Source organism: Streptomyces sp. NPDC047049, from assembly GCF_040643995.1.
GTDB classification, from domain to species: domain Bacteria; phylum Actinomycetota; class Actinomycetes; order Streptomycetales; family Streptomycetaceae; genus Streptomyces; species Streptomyces mooreae.
This window is the reverse complement of the sequence record NZ_JBEYVM010000008.1, coordinates 1-23,151: the sequence shown is the minus strand read 5'-3', so window position 1 is coordinate 23,151 and position 23,151 is coordinate 1. Positions and strand designations below refer to the sequence as shown.

The 23,151-nt window shown below is 74.5% G+C and carries 18 protein-coding genes and 1 riboswitch; of the genes, 8 read left to right on the top strand and 10 right to left on the bottom strand.

The genetic code is table 11. From position 1 onward, the window contains the following. The first annotated feature begins 184 nt into the window (after positions 1-184). Both ABZ851_RS19640 and ABZ851_RS19635 read left to right on the top strand, forming a co-directional pair. Complete coding sequence (locus ABZ851_RS19640) at positions 185-1,165, top strand: SCO1860 family LAETG-anchored protein (protein WP_361129534.1); 981 nt, start codon at positions 185-187, stop codon at positions 1,163-1,165. A 289-nt stretch (positions 1,166-1,454) separates the two neighbouring features. After that, the gene (locus ABZ851_RS19635; RefSeq protein WP_361129011.1) at positions 1,455-2,186 is read left to right on the top strand and encodes a glycosyltransferase family A protein; all 732 of its coding nucleotides are present in this window, start codon (positions 1,455-1,457) and stop codon (positions 2,184-2,186) included. 321 nt (positions 2,187-2,507) lie between these two features. On the opposite strand, the gene cobC is transcribed toward ABZ851_RS19635, so the two are convergent. The 8 genes from cobC to ABZ851_RS19595 form a co-directional block, all read right to left on the bottom strand. Beyond that, positions 2,508-3,638: an Rv2231c family pyridoxal phosphate-dependent protein CobC gene (gene cobC / locus ABZ851_RS19630; protein WP_361129008.1), complete on the bottom strand. Its 1,131-nt coding sequence runs from the start codon at positions 3,636-3,638 to the stop codon at positions 2,508-2,510. Positions 3,639-3,640: 2 nt separating this feature from the next. Then, entirely contained in the window at positions 3,641-4,546 is a 906-nt protein-coding gene (locus ABZ851_RS19625) for a sirohydrochlorin chelatase (RefSeq protein WP_361129005.1), read from the bottom strand. Next, positions 4,543-5,172 carry a cobalamin biosynthesis protein gene (locus ABZ851_RS19620; RefSeq protein ID WP_361129002.1) on the bottom strand — a complete coding sequence of 210 codons (630 nt, stop codon included), beginning with the start codon at positions 5,170-5,172 and terminating at the stop codon, positions 4,543-4,545. The genes ABZ851_RS19625 and ABZ851_RS19620 overlap by 4 nt, the downstream gene beginning before the upstream one ends. A gap of 145 nt (positions 5,173-5,317) precedes the next feature. Next, a complete protein-coding gene (locus ABZ851_RS19615; RefSeq protein WP_361128999.1) occupies positions 5,318-6,712 on the bottom strand; it encodes a cobyrinate a,c-diamide synthase in 1,395 nt (464 codons plus the stop codon). Between the two features lie 25 nt (positions 6,713-6,737). Then, positions 6,738-7,334, bottom strand: a complete 597-nt coding sequence (gene cobO, locus ABZ851_RS19610; protein WP_361128996.1) for a cob(I)yrinic acid a,c-diamide adenosyltransferase — start codon at positions 7,332-7,334, stop codon at positions 6,738-6,740. Next, positions 7,334-9,469, bottom strand: coding sequence for a putative cobaltochelatase (locus tag ABZ851_RS19605; RefSeq protein WP_361128993.1), 2,136 nt, complete (start codon positions 9,467-9,469; stop codon positions 7,334-7,336). Before ABZ851_RS19605 ends, cobO begins: the two co-directional genes overlap by 1 nt. 70 nt (positions 9,470-9,539) lie before the next feature. Then, a complete protein-coding gene (locus tag ABZ851_RS19600) occupies positions 9,540-11,105 on the bottom strand; it encodes a cobyric acid synthase (protein ID WP_361128990.1) in 1,566 nt (521 codons plus the stop codon). A 10-nt stretch (positions 11,106-11,115) separates the two neighbouring features. Then, a complete protein-coding gene (locus tag ABZ851_RS19595) occupies positions 11,116-12,177 on the bottom strand; it encodes a cobalamin biosynthesis protein (protein WP_361128987.1) in 1,062 nt (353 codons plus the stop codon). Positions 12,178-12,308: 131 nt separating this feature from the next. Next, a riboswitch (cobalamin riboswitch) is annotated at positions 12,309-12,460 on the bottom strand. Positions 12,461-12,665: 205 nt separating this feature from the next. Between ABZ851_RS19595 and ABZ851_RS19590 the strand changes: the two genes are divergently transcribed. Genes ABZ851_RS19590 through ABZ851_RS19580 form a run of 3 tightly spaced genes read left to right on the top strand, consistent with a single transcriptional unit; the run spans position 12,666 to position 17,130 of the window. Further along, a complete protein-coding gene (locus ABZ851_RS19590) occupies positions 12,666-13,109 on the top strand; it encodes a hypothetical protein (RefSeq protein ID WP_361128984.1) in 444 nt (147 codons plus the stop codon). Positions 13,110-13,114: 5 nt separating this feature from the next. Continuing rightward, positions 13,115-15,742, top strand: a complete 2,628-nt coding sequence (locus ABZ851_RS19585) for a VWA domain-containing protein (protein WP_361128981.1) — start codon at positions 13,115-13,117, stop codon at positions 15,740-15,742. Beyond that, complete coding sequence (locus ABZ851_RS19580) at positions 15,739-17,130, top strand: extracellular solute-binding protein (protein ID WP_361128978.1); 1,392 nt, start codon at positions 15,739-15,741, stop codon at positions 17,128-17,130. The genes ABZ851_RS19585 and ABZ851_RS19580 overlap by 4 nt, the downstream gene beginning before the upstream one ends. Before the next feature lie 60 nt (positions 17,131-17,190). Here the strand turns inward: ABZ851_RS19580 and ABZ851_RS19575 are convergent, their stop codons facing one another. Beyond that, positions 17,191-17,427 (bottom strand): hypothetical protein, encoded by a 237-nt coding sequence (locus ABZ851_RS19575; RefSeq protein ID WP_361128975.1) that lies wholly within the window; start codon positions 17,425-17,427, stop codon positions 17,191-17,193. Positions 17,428-17,452: 25 nt separating this feature from the next. Beyond that, the gene (locus ABZ851_RS19570) at positions 17,453-18,811 is read right to left on the bottom strand and encodes an inorganic phosphate transporter (RefSeq protein ID WP_361128972.1); all 1,359 of its coding nucleotides are present in this window, start codon (positions 18,809-18,811) and stop codon (positions 17,453-17,455) included. Between the two features lie 386 nt (positions 18,812-19,197). Between ABZ851_RS19570 and ABZ851_RS19565 the strand changes: the two genes are divergently transcribed. From ABZ851_RS19565 to ABZ851_RS19555, 3 genes are all read left to right on the top strand, one after another. Then, positions 19,198-19,854, top strand: coding sequence for a class II aldolase/adducin family protein (locus ABZ851_RS19565; RefSeq protein ID WP_361128969.1), 657 nt, complete (start codon positions 19,198-19,200; stop codon positions 19,852-19,854). Between the two features lie 111 nt (positions 19,855-19,965). Continuing rightward, positions 19,966-21,090, top strand: a complete 1,125-nt coding sequence (locus tag ABZ851_RS19560) for a hypothetical protein (RefSeq protein WP_361128966.1) — start codon at positions 19,966-19,968, stop codon at positions 21,088-21,090. A gap of 203 nt (positions 21,091-21,293) precedes the next feature. Further along, positions 21,294-22,733 (top strand): hypothetical protein, encoded by a 1,440-nt coding sequence (locus ABZ851_RS19555; RefSeq protein WP_361128963.1) that lies wholly within the window; start codon positions 21,294-21,296, stop codon positions 22,731-22,733. Positions 22,734-23,151 lie beyond the last annotated feature (418 nt).

Below are 23,151 nucleotides of genomic sequence, written 5' to 3'. Positions count from 1 at the left end.
TACGCGGAAACCACCCATTGGGATGAACTGACGTCACGTGGCTCCCCGCACACCCTCCGTGCGGACACGATGTGCGGGTCGAGGTCGTCGGCCCGCGTGATGTCCCCCATGGCGCGGCCGGCGGCTCCATTTCTCCTGTGAGGGTTCCACACACGTGTCCACCAGTCCCGCCCGCTCCTTCGGCATGCCCCGACGCCTCGCCGCGACCTTCGTCGCCACCGCGCTCACGGCCGGCCCCGCCCTCCTGCTGGGCGCCGTGCCCGCGCATGCCACCGGAGACCACGGCCCGGCCCGCGGCACCGCCGACGCGGTCGTGCTGCGCACCGGCCTGAACGTCGGGCTGCTCCACAAGACGCTCGACGTCCCGCTGAACGCCGTCCTCAACGAGGTGCACGCCCCGGCCTCCGCCTCCAAGACCGCGCTCACCGTCCGCCTCGACGGCATCGACCACGGCAAGCCGTTCAGCGTGCTGCGCGCCGATGCCGCCACCGCGCGGGCCACCGCCGACCGCCACAAGACCGAGGGCTACGCCAACCTCGTGAAGGCGAAGGTGCGGGTGCCCGGTCTGGCGCTGCGGTCCCTGGTCGAGGTCCGGCAGGTCACCGCCAAGGCGGTGTGCGAGGCGGGCGAGCGGCCCCGGGCCGAGGCGAACGTGCTGGGTGACGTCCTCGTCCTGGGCAAGCGGGTCGGGCTCACGGCGGGCGGGACGACGAACGTCGAGGTGCCGGGTGTGGGCGAGGTGCGGCTCGACCTGTCCCGGAAGAATGTCCTGTCCAAGAGTGCCGCGGCCACCGCGCTCGACCTCAAGGTCTCCCTCAACCCGTTGAAGCTCGGCGTCGCCGAGGTGCGCGGCCAGGTCACGCTGGCCCGGGCCACCTGCACCGCACCGGGCGTCAAGGCGCCCGAGCACAACGGCTCCGGCGGCACTGACGGGGGCCAGGGCGGCGGCACCAGGCCGGACGGCGGCACGAAGCCGGCCGAGGGCAAGGGCACCGAGGTGCAGCAGACCGGCTCGAAGCCCAGCACCCGGAACCTCGCGGAGACCGGCGGCAGTTCGGCCACCCCGTATCTCGCCGGGGGTGCGGCCCTGCTGGTCGCCGCGGGCGCCGGGTCGGTCGGCTACGCCCGGCGCCGCCGCAACGCCGCGCAGGGCGGCCGCGGCTGACGGACCCCGTACACCGCGCCGGTGCTGTGGGGGCGCCGCGCGCGGGGTACGGCCCGAGGTGCGCCGTACCGGGCCGGAGACGGCCGGGTGCGGCGCACCTCACTTTTGCCGGGTACCGCCGCGGCGCGTGTCTCATCTCCCACGGCTCCGGCTGAATTACCACCACCCCTGAGGAACGAGATCAACCGTCCCTCACTGGCAAAGGAATTGACGCTTTGTCAGGTTCCATGCCCCGGTTACCATGATCAGTTGCGGTCACGCCGGCGGCCTTTGGAAAGGGAGTTCCCCCATGTCAACGATCAGCATCATTACCTCTGTGCACGACGGCGGCCATCACTATATTGATGAGACCTACCAATCTCTGCGGGAGCAGAAACTTCCCGGCGACTGGGAATGGCATTGGTACGTCCAAGAGGACGGCCGCACCGGGATCACCGACGGCACCCTTCCCCGGGATTCCCGGATATCGATCGAGTCGGGCCTGCCGGCGCGCGCCGCGGTGGGTCGCACGCACGCCCTCGCGCGTGCGACCGGGGAGCTGGTCCGGACCCTGGACGCGGATGACGTATTGCTGCCGGGAGCCCTCGAGCGCGACATCGAGACATTGGAACGAGTTCCGTGGTGCGTATCCGCGTGTCTCGACCTCCACCAGGACGGCAGCACGTCACCGGGCCCGTACGACCCTCCGGGCGGCCCTGTCGAGCCCGGCAGGTTCTTCGACGAGGTGGTGGAACAGCGGCTGTCCGTGCAGGCCGCGACGTTCGCCGCGCGCCGCCCTCTGGTGCTGGCGCTGGGCGGTTGGCACGCTCTGACCGGAGCCGAGGGGGTGGCCCTGCTGCTTGCCGCGGAGGCTGTCGCACCCGGTGAATTCATCGCGGAGCCGAGCATCCTCTACCGGAAGCACCCCGACCAGACCACCGCGGCGGATCGCTACTGGAAACCGGAAGAGACGGCGACGCGGCGAGAAGCAGGAATACAGCGCGCCCGGGCGATGCGGGAAGTGGGTTGGACGTGGCCGTGAGATCCCCGGCCCGGAACTCATGGAGCGGCGCGCCGTATCCGGGGCGCACTGAGGGAATAGGCCGCACACGGGACCGATAACCGTGAGGGGTCGTCGTTGGCTCATTCGGGCTGTGTGTGGTGCCGGTTTCCAGGGGCTGGTTGTGGCCTTTGGGGCCTGCCTTGAGATGAGATGCGGGAAGAATATCGCTGGCGATACGACCCGAGGGGCCGTGGGAGATCCCGGCAACGTCCAATTCGCCGCACAGGACATCGCCTTGACGGTCATATGGGTAAAGGTTCTCCCTATGGCAGGGAAACGACGGGACTTTGCGGACACGCCCTAGCGGAGCACCTCGCCCAGTGCCGCCGCGAACCGGTCCGTCGTGGCCCGGTCCCGTACCGCCAGACGCAGCCAGCCGGGGCCCAGGCCGGGGAAGGTGTCACCACGGCGTACCGCGAAGCCACGGGTCCGCAGCGCGGCGCGTACCGCGTCCGCGCCGGGCAGCCGGATCAGCACGAACGGGCCCGCCGCCGGGCCGGCCGCCCGGATCTGCCCGAACTCGCCCAGCCGGGCCAGCAGATGCGCCCGGTCCACGGCGATCTCCCCGGCCGCCGCCTCCGCCTCCGCCAGCGCCCGCGGCGTACAGCACGCCTCGGCGGCGGCCAGCGCGGGACTGGAGACCGGCCACAGCGGTTGCGCGCGCTCCAGGGCGGCGACGGTGTCCGGGGCGGCCAGTGCATAGCCGATCCGCAGGCCGGCCAGCCCCCAGGTCTTGGTGAGGCTGCGCAGCACGACCAGCCCCGGCAGGCCGGTGCGCCCGGCCAGCGCCTCCCGCTCACCGGGCACCGCGTCCATGAAGGCCTCGTCCACCACCAGCGTCCGGCCGGGCCGCGCGAGGGAGGCCAGCGTGTCCGCCGGGTGCAGGACCGAGGTGGGGTTGGTGGGGTTGCCGATGACGACCAGATCGGCTTCCTCCGGAACGGCCGCCGGATCCAGCCGGAAGCCGTCGTGCGCGTCGAGCAGCACCCGTCCGACGTCGTGCCCCGCGTCCCGCAGCGCCGCCTCGGGCTCGGTGAACTGCGGATGCACCACGACCGGCCGGCGGGCCCGCACGGCGCGCGCGATCAGTACGAACGCCTCCGCGGCCCCCGAGGTCAGCAACACCCGTTCCACGGGCAGACCGTGCCGGGCCGCGACCGCCCGGCGTGCCGCGCGGCCGTCGGGGTACGCGGCCAGACCGTCCAGGGAGGCGGCGATCTCGGCCTTGAGCCAGGCCGGGGGAGTGCCGGTACGGACATTGACCGCCAGATCCGTCAATCCGCCCTCCGCGCCCCGTACTTCGGCATCGCCGTGGTGGCGCAGGTCGGGCTCGTGGCCGGCCTCGGGCTCGTCGTGCCGCGAGCCGGCCGCGGGGGGTGGCGTGTCCCGGCCGGGCGGCCGGAGCGGGGCGGGCCCGGTGTGTGCCGGCATGCTCACCGCTCCCCGGCGTCCGCCGCCACCGCAGCGGTCCGCAGCGCCGTGCCGTCCGTCCCCCGGGTGCCCTCCGCCGCCCGCCGACCGCCCGCCGCGCCGCCGGGCAGCGGAGCGCCCGCCACCGTCGCGCGGTAGCGCTCCATGACCGCGTCGGCCACCTCGGCCGCGGGGCCGATCGCCGCCGCGCCGAACACCTCCGTGCCTGGGTGTGCCGCGGCCCAGCCCTCGGCCTGCAGGTGCAGCCGCTCCAAGAAGCTGTCGGGGAAGAAGAAGTAGGGCAGCACCACGATCCGGCCCGGCCGGCCCGCCGGCGCCGCGGCCGACAGTGCCAGGCACCGGTCCAGGCCCGCCGGCACATCGGGCGCCGCCTGGGAGACGAACGCCGTCTCCACGCCCGCGAAGCCGCGCCCCTCCCACAGCAGCCGCGCGGCCCGTGCCACCTCGGCGTTGGCGTACGGATCGGCCGCGCCGCGCCCCACCAGCAACACCGTGGTGCGCGCCCGGTCCTCGGGCCTGCGGGCGCCGGCGGCCAGCGCCTCGTCCAGCCGTCGTTCCAGTACGTCGAGCACCTTGGGGTGGGGCCCCAGTTCGGCGTCGCAGGCGTAGCCGAGCCCCGGGTGCCGCTGCGCCGCCCGCTCCAGTGCCGAGGGCAGCGCGTCCGGCAGGGGACCGGTCGGCGCCGGCAGCAGGGGTATGACGGCGAGCCGGGTCGCGCCCCGCGCGACGAGCCCGCCGACGGCGTCGTCCAGCGGCAGGGGAGAGGCCGGAGTGCCGAAGAACCCGCCGGCGACGGGCACGTCGGGGAGGCGCTCGCCGAGCATGCGCACCAGCGTGCGCATGGCCTCGGCGCCGCCTTCGTCACGCGTGCCGTGACCGGCGATGAGCAGTGCGGGAGGAGTGGTCACTGGGTCTCCTTGCTACCGGGGGTTGCGCTGCCGGGCGCCGGGTCGCCGGCGTCCGCCCTCCGCCGATCCGGGCCACGGCGGGGCGGGTTGGGGGAGGCCAAGACGATAACCGTCCCGGTGGAAGGCACGACGGGGGCTCCCTCCCTACCAGCGGTAAGGGTGCCGCTGTCCGTTACAGCCGGCCCGGCGCGTCCTGCCGGTACGGCGAGCGCACAGGTCGCCCGGGCCGGTGGCGACTTCCGCTTGCCGGCGGCCAGCGCGGCACCCGGCCCCGCGGCCAGCAGCGCGGCCGCCTCGGCCACGCTCGGCGTTCCGAGGGCGGCCGCCGCGGCCGCGGACGGCTCCGGTACCGGTACGGCCGCCAGGGCCGCCGCCGGGAACGACTGCAACGGCACCCCCAGCTCCCGGGCCGCCCCGGTCAGCCCCGGCTCGTCCGCCTTGGCCGCCGCCGTTGCCAGGGCGACGACCTGGCGGACGGCGTACCCCGCCGCCGCGCAACTGGCCGTGATCAGCTCCAGCACTTCCGACACCGGGACGCCGCGGCGCGCGCCCACGCCGGCGATCAGCGGCACGAGCGGCGGCGGGAGCGGCGCCCCGGCCTCCTCGTCGGCCGCCCGGCCCCTCATGCCGCGACGGCTCCCCGGCCGGCGGCTCCCAGGACGACGGCGACCGGCCCGAGGCGGCCGGTCGGGACGGCGGTGAGTGCGCCGGGCTCCCAGGGCTCCCCGCTGCCGCCCCCACGGCTCCTCACCCGGGCCCTCGGAAGGCTCCTCACGCCGAGCTCCGGGCCACGGAGCCACGCGCCGCGCGCGCCACCAGACGCCCGGCCAGCGACGGCTCGGCGGCCCAGTGCACATGCAGGTACGAGGCGTGTACCCCGCCGGACACAAAGCCCTCCACCCGCCGCTCCGGGTGGGTCAGCCCCCACGCCGGGTCGGCGCCCGCGCCCGGCTCCAGCACCGTGCGGTGGAACTCGTGGCCGCGCACCCTGGTCCCGGCCGCCGCCAGCGCGTTGTCCCGCAGCGCCACCGCCTCGCGGTAGCCGAGGGTGAGCCGTTCGGTCATCCGGGACTCGGCGGGCAGCACCCCGCACATCGGCTTCCCGTCCAGCGACCGGGAGAGGTAGAGCAGCCCGGCGCATTCGGCGGAGACCGGCGCCCCGGACCCGGCCAGGGCGGCCACCGCGGCGCGGAGCGGCGCATTCGCCGACAGATCCGGCGCGTACATCTCCGGGAAGCCCCCGCCGATCACCAGCCCCCGGGTGCCGGGCGGCAGTTGTTCGTCCCGCAGCGGGTCGAAGGCGGCCACCTCGGCGCCCGCGGCGGCCAGCAGCTCGGCGTGCTCGGCGTACGAGAAGGTGAACGCGGGGCCGCCCGCGACGGCGATCAGCGGCCTCCGCGGGGCGGTGACCCCTTCGGCCACGGACAGCTCCGCCGCCGGGTCCCAGGGGGCGTCCGGCAGCTCGGGCACCGTACGCGCCAGTGCCAGCAGCGCTTCCAGGTCGCAGCCCTCGCGGACCCGCGCGGCCAGCTCGGCCACCGACTCCACCGCCTCGGCCCGCCGTTCGGCGACCGGCACCAGGCCCAGGTGACGCGACGGCGTACCGGCCCGCCCGTCCCGGCGCAGTGCGCCCAGCACCGGCACCCCGGAGGACTCCATCGCCTCCCGCAGCAGCTCCTCGTGGCGGTCCGAGCCGACCTTGTTGAGGATCACCCCGGCCAGCCGCACCTCCGGATCCCAGGAGGCGAAACCGTGCACCAGCGCCGCCACCGACCGCGACTGCGAGGAGGCGTCCACCACCAGCACCACCGGCGCCCGCAGCAGCTTCGCCACCTGCGCCGTCGAGGACAGTTCGCCCATCCCGGACGCTCCGTCGAACAGCCCCATCACGCCCTCGACGAGCGCCAGATCGGCACCCGCCGCGCCGTGCAGGAACAGCGGCGCGATCCGGCCGGGCCCGCACAGGTAGGCGTCCAGGTTGCGGCCGGGACGGCCGGTGGCCAGGGAGTGGTAGCCGGGATCGATGTAGTCCGGGCCCACCTTGTGCGGCGACACCACGAGCCCGGCCTCGGCGAACGCCGCCATCAGGCCCGTGGCCACCGTCGTCTTCCCCGCGCCCGAGGACGGCGCGGCGATCACCAGCCGGGGGATCGCACCGCCGCTCATGCTGTGCTCGCCATGCCGGCCCGGCTCACCATTCGATCCCCCGCTGGCCCTTCTGGCCGGCGTCCATCGGGTGCTTGACCTTGGTCATGTCCGTCACCAGATCGGCGAAGTCCAGCAGCGCCTCGGGGGCGTTCCGCCCGGTGATGACGACATGCTGGGTGCCGGGACGGTCGCGCAGCGCCGACACCACTTCCTCGGTGTCGATCCAGCCCCACTTCAGCGGGTACGCGAACTCGTCCAGCACCAGCAGCTTGTACGTCTCCGCGGCGAGATCCCGCTTGACCTGCTCCCAGCCCTCGCGCGCCGCCTCCTCACTGGAGGCGATGTCGCGCTGGACCCAGGACCAGCCCTCGCCCATCTTGTGCCAGGCGACGGTGCCGCCCTCGCCGGACTCCCCGAGCACCTTCAGCGCCCGCTCCTCGCCGACCTTCCACTTCGCCGACTTCACGAACTGGAACACCCCGACCGGCCAGCCCTGGTTCCAGGCGCGCAGCGCCAGCCCGAAGGCCGCGGTGGACTTGCCCTTGCCCTGGCCGGTGTGGACGAACACCAGCGGGCGGTTGCGGCGCTGGCGGGTGGTGAGCCCGTCGTTCGGTACGACGGACGGCTGTCCCTGCGGCATTACGCGGCCTTCCTGTTGCCTTGTACGGTCCGTACGAGCGCGGAGACGCTGTCCGCGCGCAGTTCGTCGAGGGTGACCGCGGTGCCCTGCAGGTCACGGGCCAGCTCGCCCGCGAGACCCAGCCGCACCGGGCCCGCCTCGCAGTCCACGACCACCGAAGCGGTGCCCTCGGCCGCCAGCAGGCGGGCCGCGCGGGCGGCGCGCGCGACGGGCTCCGGGCCGCCGGTCGCCCGGCCGTCGGTGACGACCACCAGCAGCGGCCGCCGCGAGGCATCCCGCATCCGCTCCACCCGCAGCACCTCATGGGCCCGCAGCAGCCCCTCCGAGAGCGGCGTGCGGCCGCCCGTCGGCAACTGCTCCAGCCGCGCCGCGCCCGCCTCCACCGACGATGTCGGGGGCAGCGCCAGCTCGGCGCCGGTGCCGCGGAAGGTGATCATGCCGATCTTGTCGCGCCGCTGGTAGGCGTCCAGCAGCAGGGAGAGCACCGCCCCCTTGACCGCGCTCATCCGCTTGCGGGCCGCCATCGAACCGGAGGCGTCCACGACGAACAGGACCAGATTGCCCTCCCGCCCCTCGCGTACCGCCTCGCGCAGATCGTCCCTGCGCACCACCAGACCCCGCCCGTGGCGACCGCGGGCCCGCTGGTGCGGCGCCGCGGCCTGCACGGTCGCCGCCAGGTGCAGCTTGCCCAGGGCGCCGTGCGGACGCCGCGCCCCGGTCGTCCGGCCGTGCGCGGTCCGCGCACGCGACCTGCGGCCGTCCGCGCCCTCGCCCAGGCCCGGCACATCCAGCCGCCGGGTACGGAACGGCTCGCCGGCGCCGACCGCGGCCTTCTCGCCGCCCGCTGCCGGGGCGCCCTCCTCGGACTGCTGCGGTGCCGCGGGCTGCTCCTGAGGCCCCCCGGGGCCCTCGGCACTCTCCCGCTCCTGCTGGTGCGGGAGTTCGGGGCTCTGCGCCGGGGGCGCCTCCTGCGGCCCGCCGTCCCCGCCGTCCTGCGGGGGCGCTCCGCCGCCCTCCGGGCCGCCCCCGCCGGGGCCGCCGTCCGGGCCGTCCGGGTCCGGACCGTCCTCGCCGTCCGTGCCCTGGCCGCCCGCGTCCTCGTCCGCCCCGCCGAACTCCTCCAGCGTGCGGTCGAGCTTGTCCTCGTCCAGGCCGGGTGCGTCGAAGGGGTTGCGGCGCCGGCGGTGCGGCAGCGCCAGCAACGCGGCCTGGCGCACGTCCTCCTCCAGGACGTCCGTCCGGCCCGCCCATGCGGCCAGCGCGGTGGCGGTACGCGCCATCACGATGTCCGCGCGCATCCCGTCCACCTCGAACGCCGCGCAGGTCGCGGCGATCTGCCGGAGCGCCCCGTCGCCCAGCGTCACCCGCGGCAGCAGCTCCCGGGCGGCGGCGATCCGCCCGCGCAGCGAGTCCTCCTCGGCCGCCCAGCCCGCCGCGAAGCCCGCCGGGTCGGCGTCGTAGGCCAGCCGGCGCCGGACCACCGACACCCGCTCGTCGGGCTCCCGGGAGGCGGCGACCTCGACGGTGAGTCCGAACCGGTCCAGCAACTGCGGCCGCAGCTCGCCCTCTTCGGGGTTCATGGTGCCGACGAGCAGGAAACGGGCCGCGTGCCGGACCGAGACGCCCTCGCGCTCCACGTACGAGGCGCCCATGGCGGCCGCGTCCAGCAGCAGGTCCACCAGGTGGTCGTGGAGGAGGTTGACCTCGTCGACGTAGAGGATGCCGCGGTGCGCGTCCGCCAGCAGGCCCGGCTCGAAGGCCTTCACGCCCTCGGACAGCGCCCGCTCGATGTCCAGCGCGCCCACCAGCCGGTCCTCGGAGGCGCCGACGGGCAGTTCGACCATCCGCGTCGGGCGCTCCTCGGCGGCAGCACTCTCATGCGGCCCGTCGGGGCAGCCGGGGTCGGGCGCGGCCGGGGCGCAGGCGAAGCGGCAGCCGCTGACCACGTCCACCTGCGGCATCAGCGCCGACAGTGCCCGTACGGCGGTGCTCTTGGCGGTGCCCTTCTCCCCGCGGACCAGCACGCCGCCCACCGCGGGGCTCACCGCGTTCAGCAGCAGCGCCAGCCGCAGATCGTCCATGCCGACCACCGCCGTGAAGGGGTACTGCGGGGCGGTGTGGTGAGCGGTTGTCATGCGGTGTCGTCCTCCAGGTCGTCGGTCGGCTGTGTCGTCCGTGCCGGTCGCGGTCCTCCGTTGCCTACCCTCATGGCGCCCCCGGAGGCACGAACGGCAGCCCCTCCGGTACTCCCTCCTCGATCAGCCGCAGCAGCGCGCCGGTGTCCGCGTGCTCCTCGATCAGGTCGCCCAGCCGGTCGAGCTGTTCCTCGCGCAGGGCGGCGAAGGCGGTGTCGGGGGCCGGGACGAACGCCCGGCCCGCGTCCGCCGCGACCCGCCGCAGGAAGGCCCGCCGGAAGCCGTCGCTCTCCAGCGAACCGTGCCAGTGCGTGCCCCATACGGAGCCGGCCCGGCACCCGTCCAGGCTCCGCCCCTGGCCGTCGGACATGAACGCCTCGTCCCCGCCGGTCACCTCGGCGACCCCGTGGTGGATCTCGTAGCCCGCCACCGGCTCGCCCAGCGCCTCGCCGACCGGCCGCGCCAGGGTCTTCTCCGCCGCGAACCGTACGCGCACGGGCAGCAGCCCCAGCCCGTCGACCGTGCCGGCCTTGGACTCCACGTCGTCCTCGATGCGCTCGCCCAGCATCTGGAAGCCGCCGCAGATGCCCAGCACCGGGCGGCCCTCGGCGGCCCGCCGGACGACCGCGTCCGCCAGCCCGCGCTCGCGCAGCCACGCCAGCGCCCGGACCGTGCCCCGGGTCCCCGGCAGCACCACCAGGTCCGCGTCGGCCAGCTCCTCGGCCCGGTCCACGAACCGCACCGCCACGCCCGGCTCCGCGGCCAGCGCGTCCACGTCCGTGAAGTTCGACATCAGCGGGACGGCACAGACCGCCACCCGCAGCACCTGCGCGCCGTGCGGCAAAGCCACCACGCTCTCGCGCACCGCACCGCGCAGCGACACCCTCAGTCCGTCCTCCTCGTCGATGCCGAGCCCGTGCGAGAAGGGCAGCACGCCCAGCGTCCGCCGCCCGGTGAGGCCGCGCAGCATCTCCAAGCCCGGCTCCAGCAGCGTCACATCGCCGCGGAACTTGTTGACGAGGTACCCCGCGACCAGCGCCTGGTCCTCCTTGGACAGCAGCGCGGTGGTGCCGAAGAAGGAGGCGAACACCCCGCCGCGGTCGATGTCACCGACCACCACCACCGGGATCCGGGCGGCCCGCGCCAGCCCCATGTTCACGAGATCGGTACGCCGCAGGTTGATCTCGGCCGGACTGCCGGCGCCCTCGCAGATCACCGCGTCATGGGTACGCCGCAGCTCCGCCAGGCAGTCGGTGACCGTGCCGAGCAACTGCTCCTGGCGGCCCTCGTGGTAGCCCCGGGCACTGAGCTCGCCCACCGGCTTCCCCAGCAGCACCACCTGACTGCTGCGGTCGCTGCCGGGCTTGAGCAGCACGGGGTTCATCAGCGCGGTCGGCTCCACCCGCGCGGCGGCCGCCTGCATCGCCTGGGCCCGCCCGATCTCCGCGCCCTCGCGCGTGACGAACGAATTCAGCGACATGTTCTGCGCCTTGAACGGCGCCACCCGCACGCCCTGCCGGGCCAGCCAGCGGCAGATGCCCGCCGTCACCACGCTCTTGCCCGCGTCGGACGTCGTACCGGCCACCAACAGGCCACCGCCGACGGCCCCGCCCGATGCCTTCAACCGCCCGTTCACCGGGTCCTCCTCATACGCCGGGACTCCGGCTGTCGTGAGCCGTACGCGCCAGTGCCCGCACGGTCCTGCGCGTTACCGCACCCGCGGCCGGCCGGACGGCGGCCACCGGGGCCCGCCACAGCGCCCCGGCCGCCAGCCGTGCCGCCACCGTCGTCGCCAGCGCCAGGACGCTCACCCGGCGCGAGAGCCGCACCGCCCGTTCGATGTCGGGCACCGCGACCGGCGGCGCCCCGCCGTTGAGCTGCGGCCGGTGCTCCACCCGCCCGCCGTAGGCCAGCGTGCCGCCCAGCCGGACGCCCAGCGCGCCCGCGAACGACGCCTCCACCGGGCCCGCGTTGGGGCTCGGATGGGCGCCGCCGTCCGCCCGCCAGGCCCGCAGCGCACCGCGCCGGTCGGGACCCGCGAGCACGGTCAGGGCGGCGGTCAGCCGGGAGCCGGGCCAGCCGGCGAGGTCGTCGAGACGGGCCGAGGCCCAGCCGAAGCGGCGGTGGCGCGGCGACTTGTGCCCCACCATCGCGTCCAGGGTGTTCACCGCCCGGAACGCCACCAGACCGGGCACCCCGCCCAGCGCGCCCCACACCAGGGCGCCGACCACGGCGTCCGAGGTGTTCTCGGCGACCGACTCCACCACCGCGCGGGCCATCTGCGGCCCGTCCAGAGCCTGGGGATCGCGGCCGCACAGATGCGGCAGCCGCTCCCGCGCCACCTCCAGGTCACCCGCCGTCAGCGCACCGCCGACGGCCCGGGCCTCCCGGCCGAGCGAAGTCCCGCCCAGCACCGCCCAGACCGTCGCCCCGGTCAGCGCGATCCGGGCGCCGTCGCGCAGGGAAGCGGGCGCGGCGGCCCGTACGGCGCGCTCCAGCAGCGCGGCCCCGGCGGCGGCACCGCCCGCGCACAGCAGGGCGTGCGCCGCCCCGTATCCGCGGTGATCGCGCCACAGCCGGCGTTCGACGGCGCTCGCGGCCCGTCCGAAGGCGGCCACCGGATGGCCGCGCCGCGGGTCCGCCGCGATCAGGTCGCCGAGGAAGCCGAGGGCCGCGCCGCACGCATATCCCGCGTGTTCGCCGCGCACCGGTCAGACCGCCGCTGCGGCGTGTCCAACGGACCCTGTGGCGGCGGGCAGTGGAGATCTCGAAGGGCGGCCGGGCATGGCGGTGTGTCCTCACTCAGGGTCCGCGCCCTGGCTCGACGTGACGGCGACAAGAGTCTCCTGGCTCCCGGATCGGCGAGTCCTCCGGCCTTCCAGTCCCTGCGGACGTCATCGGACGTACGCGAGGCGGACCGTGGCCTTCGCTGGAGGAACGCTCCCCGGTGACAGTGGCGGGACCGCGCCGGATTCGCACCGGACTTCCTCAGCTGTCGCCGAATGGCTCCGGCAGTCCACCACGCCCCGCGATGCCCGTCAACTCGCCCTTGACCTGCAACGCTGCCCCGTGGCACGCGCTGTGGTGCACGCCACAGCGTGGCAGGAAGGTCACAGACGGTTGCCCGTGCCCCTGATCTCACGTCACTATCTGGTGGTGCACGGTGGCGACGGGGCCGCCGGAAGGGGGCCGGGGGATGCCGCAGAGCGCTGACCGCCACGAGATCCGCCTCAGGATCACGGGCACCAACAATCCGGACCAGGACCTCGAAGACCTCAGGGCCTGGCTGGAGCGCGAGCCGTGGCTGGACCGGCACGGCCACGACTGGCTGCTCCGGCCGCGGCCGGCGGACGAGAGCGACGACGGCCCCGGTGACATGGCCGCCGGCCTCGACGACCTGATCCTGGTCATCATCGGCGCCGTCACCGGCGAGATCACCAAAAGTCTCACCATCGCCCTGCAGGAGTGGCTGCGCCGGCGCCGGGAGGAACGCGACACCGGCGAGCGGCCCGCCGTCGCGGTCGGGGCCGGTGACGGGGACCTGCACGCGCTCGGCGACACGGGCCCGGCCACCGCGGCCCCCGAACGCCCCGATCCCGGCAGCCCGGCGGACGGGAGCGGCAGCACCTCCGGGGACTGAGCCGGATGTCCGAATACGACGCACGGGGCAAGGTCAACCGGGCGCTGCTGATCAGCGTCGACGACTACCGCACGCTGCGCCCGCTGCCCGCGGTGAAGGACAACGTCCGCAAGCTGGAGCGGGCTCTGCTCGCCCCCGGCACCGATCTGTTCACCAAGGGCGAGGTCGTCACCTGCCGGCCCCAGGAGCCCTGGGAGGTGGAACAGGCGCTGGACACCGTCGTCCAGGAGGCGCGCGGGCTGCTGCTGGTGTACTTCTCCGGCCACGGCCGGGTGGGCAGCGACGGCGGCAATCTGCACCTCATGGTCGGCGCCTCGGAACGGCGGCACAAGACCGTCTCCTGGCAGGACACCGTGCTGTCCTATCTGGACAACGCGCGGGCCGACCGCATCGTGATCGTCCTGGAGTGCTGTTACGCCGGCAACGCGAGCGAGGCCTTCCACTCCTGCCGCCACCCCACCTCGCTGCTGATGGCCGCGCAGCCCAACCGCCGGATCTTCAGCGGCGAGGAACCCACCGGGGGCAGCGTCTTCAACCGTGCCCTGGTCCAGATCCTGGAACAGGGCATCCCCGGCAAACGCTTCGTCACCTTCGAGGACCTGGTCCGGGCGCTGCGGGAGCAACTGGCCGGTGAACGGACCCCGATGGGCGACGTCTGGGAGCCGCGCTCGGCGAAGCAGAACACCGTCGACGACGTCATCCTGTCCTTCGCCACCCCCGAGGCCCGCCCGCCGACCCCGCTGCGGATCCGATTGCGCCGCAGGCTGAAGTCGTCCTTCCGGCGCTGGACCGGACTCCTGCTGATCCTGGCGATCATCTTCGTACCGGCCGTCACCGGCGTCGTCCTGCTCCAGCTCCCCAACGACGGGGCGCCCTGCCCGCCCGCCCTCGAACTGCGGCTGCTCACCGCTCCCGAGGCCGAACCCGCGCTGCGCCAGGCCGCCTTCGACTACGAGATGTCCGAGACCAACACCCGGCCCCTGACCGGCGAGGGCAACCTCCCCGACGGCTGCCGGCGGGCCCAGATCACCGTCTACTCCGCCGCCCGGGACCAGGTCGACCAGGGCTTCGCCGCCGCCGGACGCTGGCAGGGCGAGGCCCTGGGTACCGGGCAGGCCCGGCCGGCCGACAAGGGCCTCGACCCGCTCAACCGGCCCGGACCCCAGCCCGACATCTGGATCCCCGAGTCCACCGCCGACTATTACGAGGCCCGCCGCGGTATGCCCGCCACGGCCTCCCCGGCGACCCTCCACTACAGCGACCCCGTCGCCTACACCCCGCTGGTCGTCGGCATCCCGGAGAGCCGGCGGCTGGACGACGTCGAACCGGCCGACGCCTCCTGGCCGGATCTGCTCACCCAGACCGACGGCAGCCACCACGACCTCTCACTCCTGCGGCCCAGCCCGGTGCTGTCCGGCACCGGCCTGCTGCACACCCTCGGCCTCTACCTCGCCCACGACGGCCCGGACGGCACCTCGACGGGAGCGCCCGACCTCACCCTCGCCCGGCAGGCCGAGGAGCGGCTGTCCGCCCCGGGCAGCCAGTACGCGGGCAGCACCGAGCTGCTGTGCTCGCTGCGGCCCGACACCGGCACCGACGCCGCCGGCTCCGTCGACCGCGCGAAGTCCGCGCCCCTGGTGTCGGAGAAGTCCCTCGCCGACTACAACCTCGGCCACGCCATCGGCAGTTGCCCGGCCCGCCCGTCCGCGCTCCCGTTGCGCAACCGCTACCTCGCCTACTACCCGCGGAACGCCCCCGCGCTCGACCACCCCCTGGTCCGCGTCGACTGGCAGGGCGCCACGGACGCCACCGTGCGAAAGGCCGCCGTCGCGAGCTTCGCCGCCTGGCTCCGCGCCCCCGACGGCGGGCAGCGCACCCTCACAGCGCAGGGCTACCGCGGGGTGCGGGAGACGAGCCCGCCACCGGGCTCACCGCTGCGGGACAGCCGCGCGGACGTCGACCCCGTCGGACCGGTCGTGCCCTTCACCGCCGGCCCGGCGCAGGTCTCCCAGGTGCTGGACGGCTACGACAAGGCACAAAAATCCAGCCAGGTGCTGATCCTCATGGACACCTCCACCTCCATGGCGGACGGCGGCAGGCTCCCGGTCGCCCTGAGCGCGGCCGGCCGCGCCCTGGAGATGGCCGGCCCGCGCCACACCTACGGCCTGTGGGCCTTCCCGGACCGCGCGCACCCCGCCGACCCCGACGCGGTGCGCGAACTCGTCCGGCTGGGCAGCGCCGACCCGGCCCCGGGCAAGGCGGCGCTGGACCGGATCGCCGGCGGCGGACTGGTCGAGCACGGCGCCGCGATGGAGGAGGCGCTGACCCGTGCCCTGCGCACGATGAAGAAGTCCCCGGCCACCAACAAGGCCATCGTGCTCCTGCTCGACCAGGACGACGGCGAGGGCCGCCGTGCGGCGAGCGTGGAACGGACGCTCGGCGCCCTCCTCGAGGAGAAGCCCGACGTGCCCATCCTGACGTTGGTGCTGGGCCGGTCCGGCTGTGACACCTTCGCCTTCCGGCAGCTGGCCGGCGCCTCGCACGGACAGTGCGTGCCCGCAGGACCGCAGGCCGTCGACACACTGGCCGGCCGGATCGCCTCCATCGGCACGGCCGCCAAGGGGGACCGATGACCGCCGCGCGCACCACCACGCCCGCCGCCGCGCTGTGTCTGCTGCTGACGCTGGCGGTGAGCGGCTGCACACCGGGGGAGCAGGACGTCCCGGAGAAGGGCGCGATCGTCTTCGCCACCGGCAGCGACCTCAGCAGCTCCGGCATCCGCCAGGACCTGATCCACGCCTGGGAGAAGGCGCACGGCCGCACGGTCCGGATCGTCGAACTCCCCGACACCGCCGACGGCCAGCGCAGCCAGCTGCTGGCCGCGGGCCAGTCCGGCATCGGCGGGTACGACGTGCTCAACCTGGATGTGGCCTGGACCGCGGAGTTCGCCGAGGCGGGCGTGATCCGCCCCTGGCCCGCGAGCCTGGACGGGGACTTCCTCGGCAGCGTGGCCAAGACCGTGCAGTACGACGGCAAGGTGTGGGGCGTGCCCTTCAACACCGACGCCGGGTTGCTCTACTACCGCAAGGACATCCTGGACGCGTACCACCACGGCGCCCCGTCCACCTGGGACGAACTCGAGGACGTGGCGACCGAGGTGGCCAAGGACTACAACCTCAAAGCGGCCCACGACGCCGCCGCCGGCGGGAAGAAGCGGCCCACGATGTACGGGATGGTCGCCCAGCTGCGGCCCTACGAGGGGCTGACCGTCAACACCCTGGAGTCGGCCTGGGTCTACGGCGGCGACCCGGAAGCCACCAGCTTCACCAAGGGCGGGCAGGTCGGCGCGCTGCAACTGGGCGTCGCCGAGCTCAAGCACCGGCTCGATTCGATCATGCCGCACGAGGCCACGGCCATGGACGAGACGGAGAGCCGCCGCTGGTTCGCCGACGGCCGCGCGCTGTTCATGCGCAACTGGCCGGTCGAGTACGCCTCGGTCGCCCGGAAGCTCACGCCGGGCAAGGAGTTCGACGTCACCCAGCTGCCCGCCCGCACCGGCGACGGCAAGCGGATGTCCGTGCTGGGCGGACAGAACCTCGCGATCTCCGCGGGCAGCAAGCGGCCGGCCGGCGCCCGTTCCCTGATCGAGGCGCTGACCGGTGCGGGCAGCGAACGCTGTCTGCTGGAGCGGGGCTTCGCGGCCACCCGCGACTCGGCGTACCGCGACGGGCCCACGGCACCACGCTGCCCGCTGCCGCCCCGCGACGCGGAGCGCGGCGGTCCGGGAGCGCCGGAGCCGCGCCCCGACCCCCGCACCCTGCACGAGGCGCTGCTGGCGGCCGAACCGCGCCCGCGCAGCGCTCACTACCAGACCTTCAGCAAGGTCGTTCAGCTCGGGGTGTCCGCCTTCCTCAACGGCCGCGGCGGCACGGCCATCGCCGACCGGCTGGCCCGGGAGGCCGATGACGCGCTCGGCGGACGGGGCGCACCGACGACGAAGCGCCCGGCGGACGACGGCTGATGCCGTGTGGTCCGCCGGGCGCCTCGCGCTCTCCGGTGCCGCTGCCGCCTTCGGTGGAGGTCAGGCGGCGACGATCAGGTAGATGCCGTAGGCCACCGCCGCCGCGCACAGGGCGAAGGCGGCCACCGCGCCGGCCCGCGCCCCCGCACCGGGTGCGGCGACCGCGGCCGCGGCGCCTTCCGGCTGCGGGCTGCGGGAGGTACCGACGATGCCGACGGTGAACAGGCCCACGATCCCGACCGTGACCGCGAGGGTGACGCCGAAGACCTGGCCGAGAGCTGCCCAGTCGATGCTCATGGAGTTCCTTATCAGGTGATGACAGCTAGCGGGAGACCGTCGCGGCCTTGGGGCGCGGGGCGGGTGTCGCGGGGGTGCCGGGGCCGGACGGCTGGGCCGGGATCCCGGTGGCCTCCGGGGCGTCGGCCGGCTGGGCGTCCGTCACCGGGACATCGGTCACGGGGACATCCGCCGCCGGGGCGTCGGTCACGGGGACATCCGCCGCCGGGGCCGGCTGGCCCGCCGGGGGAGGGGAGACGGTGCGCAGCGCGGCGGTCACCACGCCCACCGGCTCCGCGGCCGGGCCTTCGTTGACATTGGTGTGGTCGATCGGCTTGCGCCGGGAAGCGGCCCAGATCGCGCCGCAGATACCGAGCGCGAGCACGGCCACCGCGGCCACACCCCAGTCGCCCTGCCCCGCCAGGAACGCGGCGCCCGCCGCGACCAGACCCGCGGCCGGCAGCGTCAGGCCCCAGGCCAGGACCATCCGGCCGGCCGTGGACCAGCGCACCACGCCGCCCTTGCGGCCCAGGCCCGAGCCCATCACGGAGCCGGAGCACACCTGGGTGGTGGAGAGCGCGAAGCCGAGGTGGGAGGAGGCCAGGATGGTGGCCGCCGCGCCGGTCTGGGCGGCGAAGCCCTGCGGCGGCTGGATGTCGGTGATGCCCTTGCCCATCGTGCGGATGATCCGCCAGCCGCCCAGGTACGTACCGAGCGCAATGGCGAGACCGGCCGAGGCGATGACCCACAGCGGCGGGTCGGCGTGCGGGGCGACCACACCACCGGTGATCAGCGCGAGGGTGATCACACCCATCGTCTTCTGGGCGTCGTTGGTGCCGTGGGCGAGGGAGACCAGGGCGGCGGAGGCGATCTGCCCCGCGCGGTAGCCCTTGGCGGTGTCCGCCTCGTCGCGGTGGCGGGTCAGCCGGTAGGTGAGCCGGGTCGCCGCCATCGCGGCCAGGCCGGCCACGACCGGGGCGGCCACCGCCGGGATCAGGACCTTCATCACCACGGCCTCGCCGTGCACCCCGTGGGTACCGACCGACACCAGGGTCGCGCCGATGAGACCGCCGAAGAGAGCGTGGGAAGAGCTGGAGGGGAGTCCCGCGAGCCAGGTCAGCAGGTTCCAGACGATGGCGCCGACCAGGCCGGCGAAGATCACTTCAGGTCTGATGCCGGCGCTCTCGTCGATGATCCCGCCGGAGATGGTCTTGGCCACCTCCACGGACAGGAACGCACCGACGAGGTTGAGCCCTGCCGACATCGCCACCGCGGTCTTGGGTCGCAATGCCCCGGTGGAGATGGTGGTGGCCATTGCATTGGCCGTGTCGTGGAAGCCGTTCGTAAAGTCGAACACCAAGGCCGTGACGATCACGATCCCGATGAGAAGCGTGATGTGTTCCATTCACCCAGGCAATCAGTTCGTCGGTCAGAGTCGTTGGGACCGTACGGAGAGCGGGTGAACGGAAAGTGAACTGGGACGGGCGCGGCGATGACACCCCCGCAGTGTTCACACGGAGGAGTCTCCCGCGTCACTTCCGCCTCACCCGTTGGCGAACTTGATGAGTTGGGCCGGCGAGCCGTCCCCACGAGGGCGTCGCGCGCGGGCTCCTGGCGACGTTAACGGACAACCAACGCAAGGTGGAACGTCCTAGGTCAATTCTCCTCAGTGGGTAGATATTCCTATATAGCGGATGCCGGATGGTTGGGCCCCGTCGTACTCTGCCCCGGCCTGCTCGTACGGTGTCGCGCACCGCAATCCGCCACTCGCCGCACCGCGCCGGAGGACCCATGAAGGACCACGCCGACCGCCTCGCCGAAGCCTGGGGCGAACTGGTCGCCACCGCCCGCAGAACCGTGACCGACCAACTGGTCGTCGGCACCTCGGGCAATGTCTCGCGCCGTATCAAGGACCTGATCCTGGTCACCCCCAGCGGCGTCCCCTACGACCGGCTCGGGCCGGGCGACACCACCGCGGTCGACCTCGAAGGACGCCAGATCATCGGCACGCTCCGGCCGACCAGCGAACTGCCGATGCACCTGGCGGTCTACCGCAGCACCACGGCCACCGCCGTCGTCCACACCCACGCCCCGTACGCCACCGCCGTCTCCACCCTCGTCCCCGAACTCCCGCCGGTCCACTACATGACCGCGGCGCTCGGCGGCCCCGTGCGTGTCGCCCCCTATGCCCTGTACGGCAGCGACGCGCTCGCCGCCCACATGCTCGACGCGCTCCGCGACCGCACCGGCTGCCTGCTGCAGAACCACGGCACCCTCACCTACGGCGACAGCCTCGACCAGGCGCTGGACCGCACCGCCCAGCTGGAGTGGATGTGCCGGGTCTGGCTGACCGCGAGCTCCGTACCGGGGCACACGCCCCACCTGCTGTCGGCCGCGCAGCTCGACGCGGCCGCCGCACAACTGCGGGGCTACGGCCCGCGGGGCTGAGCACCCGCCGTGGACGACGGCGCGGCCCCCGCTCGCCGTCCACCCGGCCCCCGGTCACCCGCCCGGCACCGCCAAGTGGCCGCCCCCGCCGCCGCTGCGCACACTGAACAGGTGCGCCTGGTTACCGCGGCGGCCGTGGCCGCCACCACCGTGATCGGTGCCGGGGCGGCCGCCGTGGCGGTCGGCCGGTACGCCGGCGACATTGCCCTGAAACCGTCGCCCGACGACCCCTTCCCGGGCGACTCCCGCCTCACCGTGCACTCCGCCACCGAGAACCGCATCGCCCTCACCCGCAGTCTGGCGACCCTGCGGCCCGGCACCTACGGGCTCACCGGCTCCGGCTGCCACGCGGTGGTCGGCGATGTCATCCACGGCGTACCGCACCCCGCCGACGCGGTCGTACGGCGCCTGGTGCGGGTCACCCACGGCACCCTCAGACCGGGAAACCGGATGCGGCTCACCCCGCAGGTGCACGTCGGCAACCCCCGTGACGCCCTCGGCCTGGACTGCGCCGACGTCGACATCCCCGGTGAACTGGGCACCCTCCCCGCGTGGTTCCTCCCCGGCGTACGCGACACCTGGGTCATCACCGTCCACGGACTGGGCACCACCCGTGCGCACCCCATGGTGGTGATGCCGTTCCTGCACCGCCACCGGCTGCCCGTCCTCGACCTGACGTACCGCAACGACCTCGGCGCCCCGCGCACCGCCGACGGCCTGAGCCACCTCGGCGACACCGAATGGCGCGACCTCGACGCCGCGATCCGCTACGCGGTCCGCTACGGCGCCCAGGACATCGTCCTCTACGGCTGGTCCACCGGCGCGGCCATGGCGCTGCGCGCCGCCACCCACTCCGCACTGCGCGCCCGGATCAGCGGCCTGGTCCTGGACTCCCCGGTTCTCGACCGGGGCGCCACCATCCGGGCGCTGGCCACCGCCCGGCGGGTCCCGCGCGTCCTGCTGCCACTGGTCGTACGCGCCGCCGAGGGCGCCACGGGCATGCCCGTCGACCGGCCCGACGCCGTCGACCCGGACGGGCTGAACGTCCCCATCCTGCTCTTCCACGGCCCCGACGACCTCATCGCCCCCTGGTCGGCCTCCCGTTCCCTCGCCGCCCGCCGCGCCGATCTGGTCACCCTCCAGCCCGTCCCGCACGCACCGCACGCCGCGATGTGGAACGCCGACCCGACGGGCTGCGAAGAGGCACTGCGGCGCTTCCTCACCCCGCTCATGTGACACCCGCCGGTCCGTCCGCCGGTCCGCCGCCCCGTCCGTCCGCTGGCCCGCCGCCCCGCCGGGAGCCGGCGCCCGATGACGTCCGGGCATACGGGGCGACAACTCCCCTCATCAGGGACGGGCCGGCACGATGACATGCCCCCGGCAGGTCGCAGGCGGGGTTCCGATTGGGCTTTCGGGCCGACAGCGGCAACACTGCTCCTGTGACGTCCCGTACCCCGCGCGACTCCCGGCTCCGCATCGTCCCCCGTCAACCGGTTGCGGCCGCCCGCCGGGCGGTGACAACCCGGACCAAGCGTCCGGCGCCCCGCCCGCCCGAGGGCACGCCGCCGCCCGCGGAACTGGCCCGGCAGGCCCGGACCGTGCTGGCCGGCGCCGCCCGCCTCGCCCGCTGGGCCGACGGCGCCGCGCTGCGCGCCGGAGCGGACGGGGCGCTGCCGAAGGCCGCCGCACAACGCGCCGCCGAAGCCCTTCGCCTGACGCCGCAGCAGGTCCGCACCGACTGGGACCGGGCCCGGCTCGCCGGCCTCGTCGAGCTCCACGACGGCCTTGCCCGCCCCGGCTGGCGGCTGCGCGCCTGGGACCGCGACGACACCGCCGTGCTACGCGGCTGGGTCGCGCTCTTCGACGCCTGGTCCCTGGCCCGCCCCGCCCCGGCCACTGCCGGCCCCACGATAGTCGCCGAAGTCGTCGAGGCACTGCCCCAGTTGCTGTCCCTGCTGCACCTGTCGGCCGGGCCCGTCCGGCTGCCGGTGCTGCTGGACATGCTGGACCAGCGCGTCGCCGAGCTGCGCACGGAGCGCTGCGAGGTCCCCTACGGCCAGGACCCGTCCCCGGGCAGCGCCGACCATGCCGCGCCGGCGGCCGACGACGCCGCGGGGGCGTCGCTGGCCGAGCTGCTGGCCTGGGCGCTGGACGCCCTGCTGACCGTCGGCGCGCTGGTGGCGCCGGACGGTGCGCCCGACGGCGTCCACGAGGCCTTCCGCCATGCGTCCGAGGCACAGCTGACGCCGCTCGGCAACTGGTCGGTGTGGGTCAAGCTGGAACAGATCTGCGTCGCCGCGCAGAGTCCGGCCGGCCATATCGAGCAGTCCGCCGAGGCGATGCTGCGCGGCTGTGCCCGGCTCACCCCCGGACCGGCCCGCGCCGAGTACCGCGCCTGGCTCGCCGCCCGCTCGGTCGGCGCGGCCGTCGAGGAGCTGCTGACCGTGGCCCGCGGCGAGGACGCGCTGCTGCGCGGCCTGGCCTTCGAGGCACTGCGGGCGGTCGGCGCGCCCGCCGAGGCCGCCGTACGCGCCGCGGCCGACGAGCCGGCTCTGCGGCCGTACGCCCTGCTGTGGCTGGTCGAGCACGAGGGCGGCGACCCGGAGACCGCCCCCGATGTGCTCACCCGTGAGGAGTCGACCTGGCTGTGGGTGGACACCGCGGCGGCCGTCGCCGACCACGGCGAGACCCAACTGCTGGTGCGCCACCTCGACTCGGCGGTCCAGGGCTCGGTCCCCCGCCTCCTGGAGGAGGTACGCGCCATCGGCCACCCCCGCACCGTCCAGGTCCTGGTCGCCCTCGCCGCCGCCCACCCCGACCCGGCACTCGCCAAGGCGGTACGGCGCGCGGCCTTCCAGGTCCACACGGGTGGCGCCTGACGGCGCCTTGTGCCCCACGTTGTTGGCTTTCCCGCCGTGGGGGCTTGTCGCCGTTCCGCCTGCGGCGGGCCGGGTCCGCTGCGCGGGGCTGTGGGTGCGGTGACGGGCCTCCGGGGCCGGTGTGTGGGACTGCTTCGCTTTACGTCCCACACACCGGCCCCTCCGGCCCGTCCCCTCCCGTGGGGGAGTAAGTAAACGTGGGTGGGGGCGGGCCATTGTCATGGCCGTGGGGCCGTTTCCGGTCGTTTCGGATGACCCATTTTTCTCGTGATCACCAGGCGCACCGGACCAGCCACGTCCACCCCCACCGGCCTTCAACCCACCCCCAACGGGAGGGGACGGGCCGGAGCGGGTGGGGTGCCGGACGTAAAGCGAAGCAGTCCGGCACCCCACCCGCGCAGGCCCGTCACCGCACCCC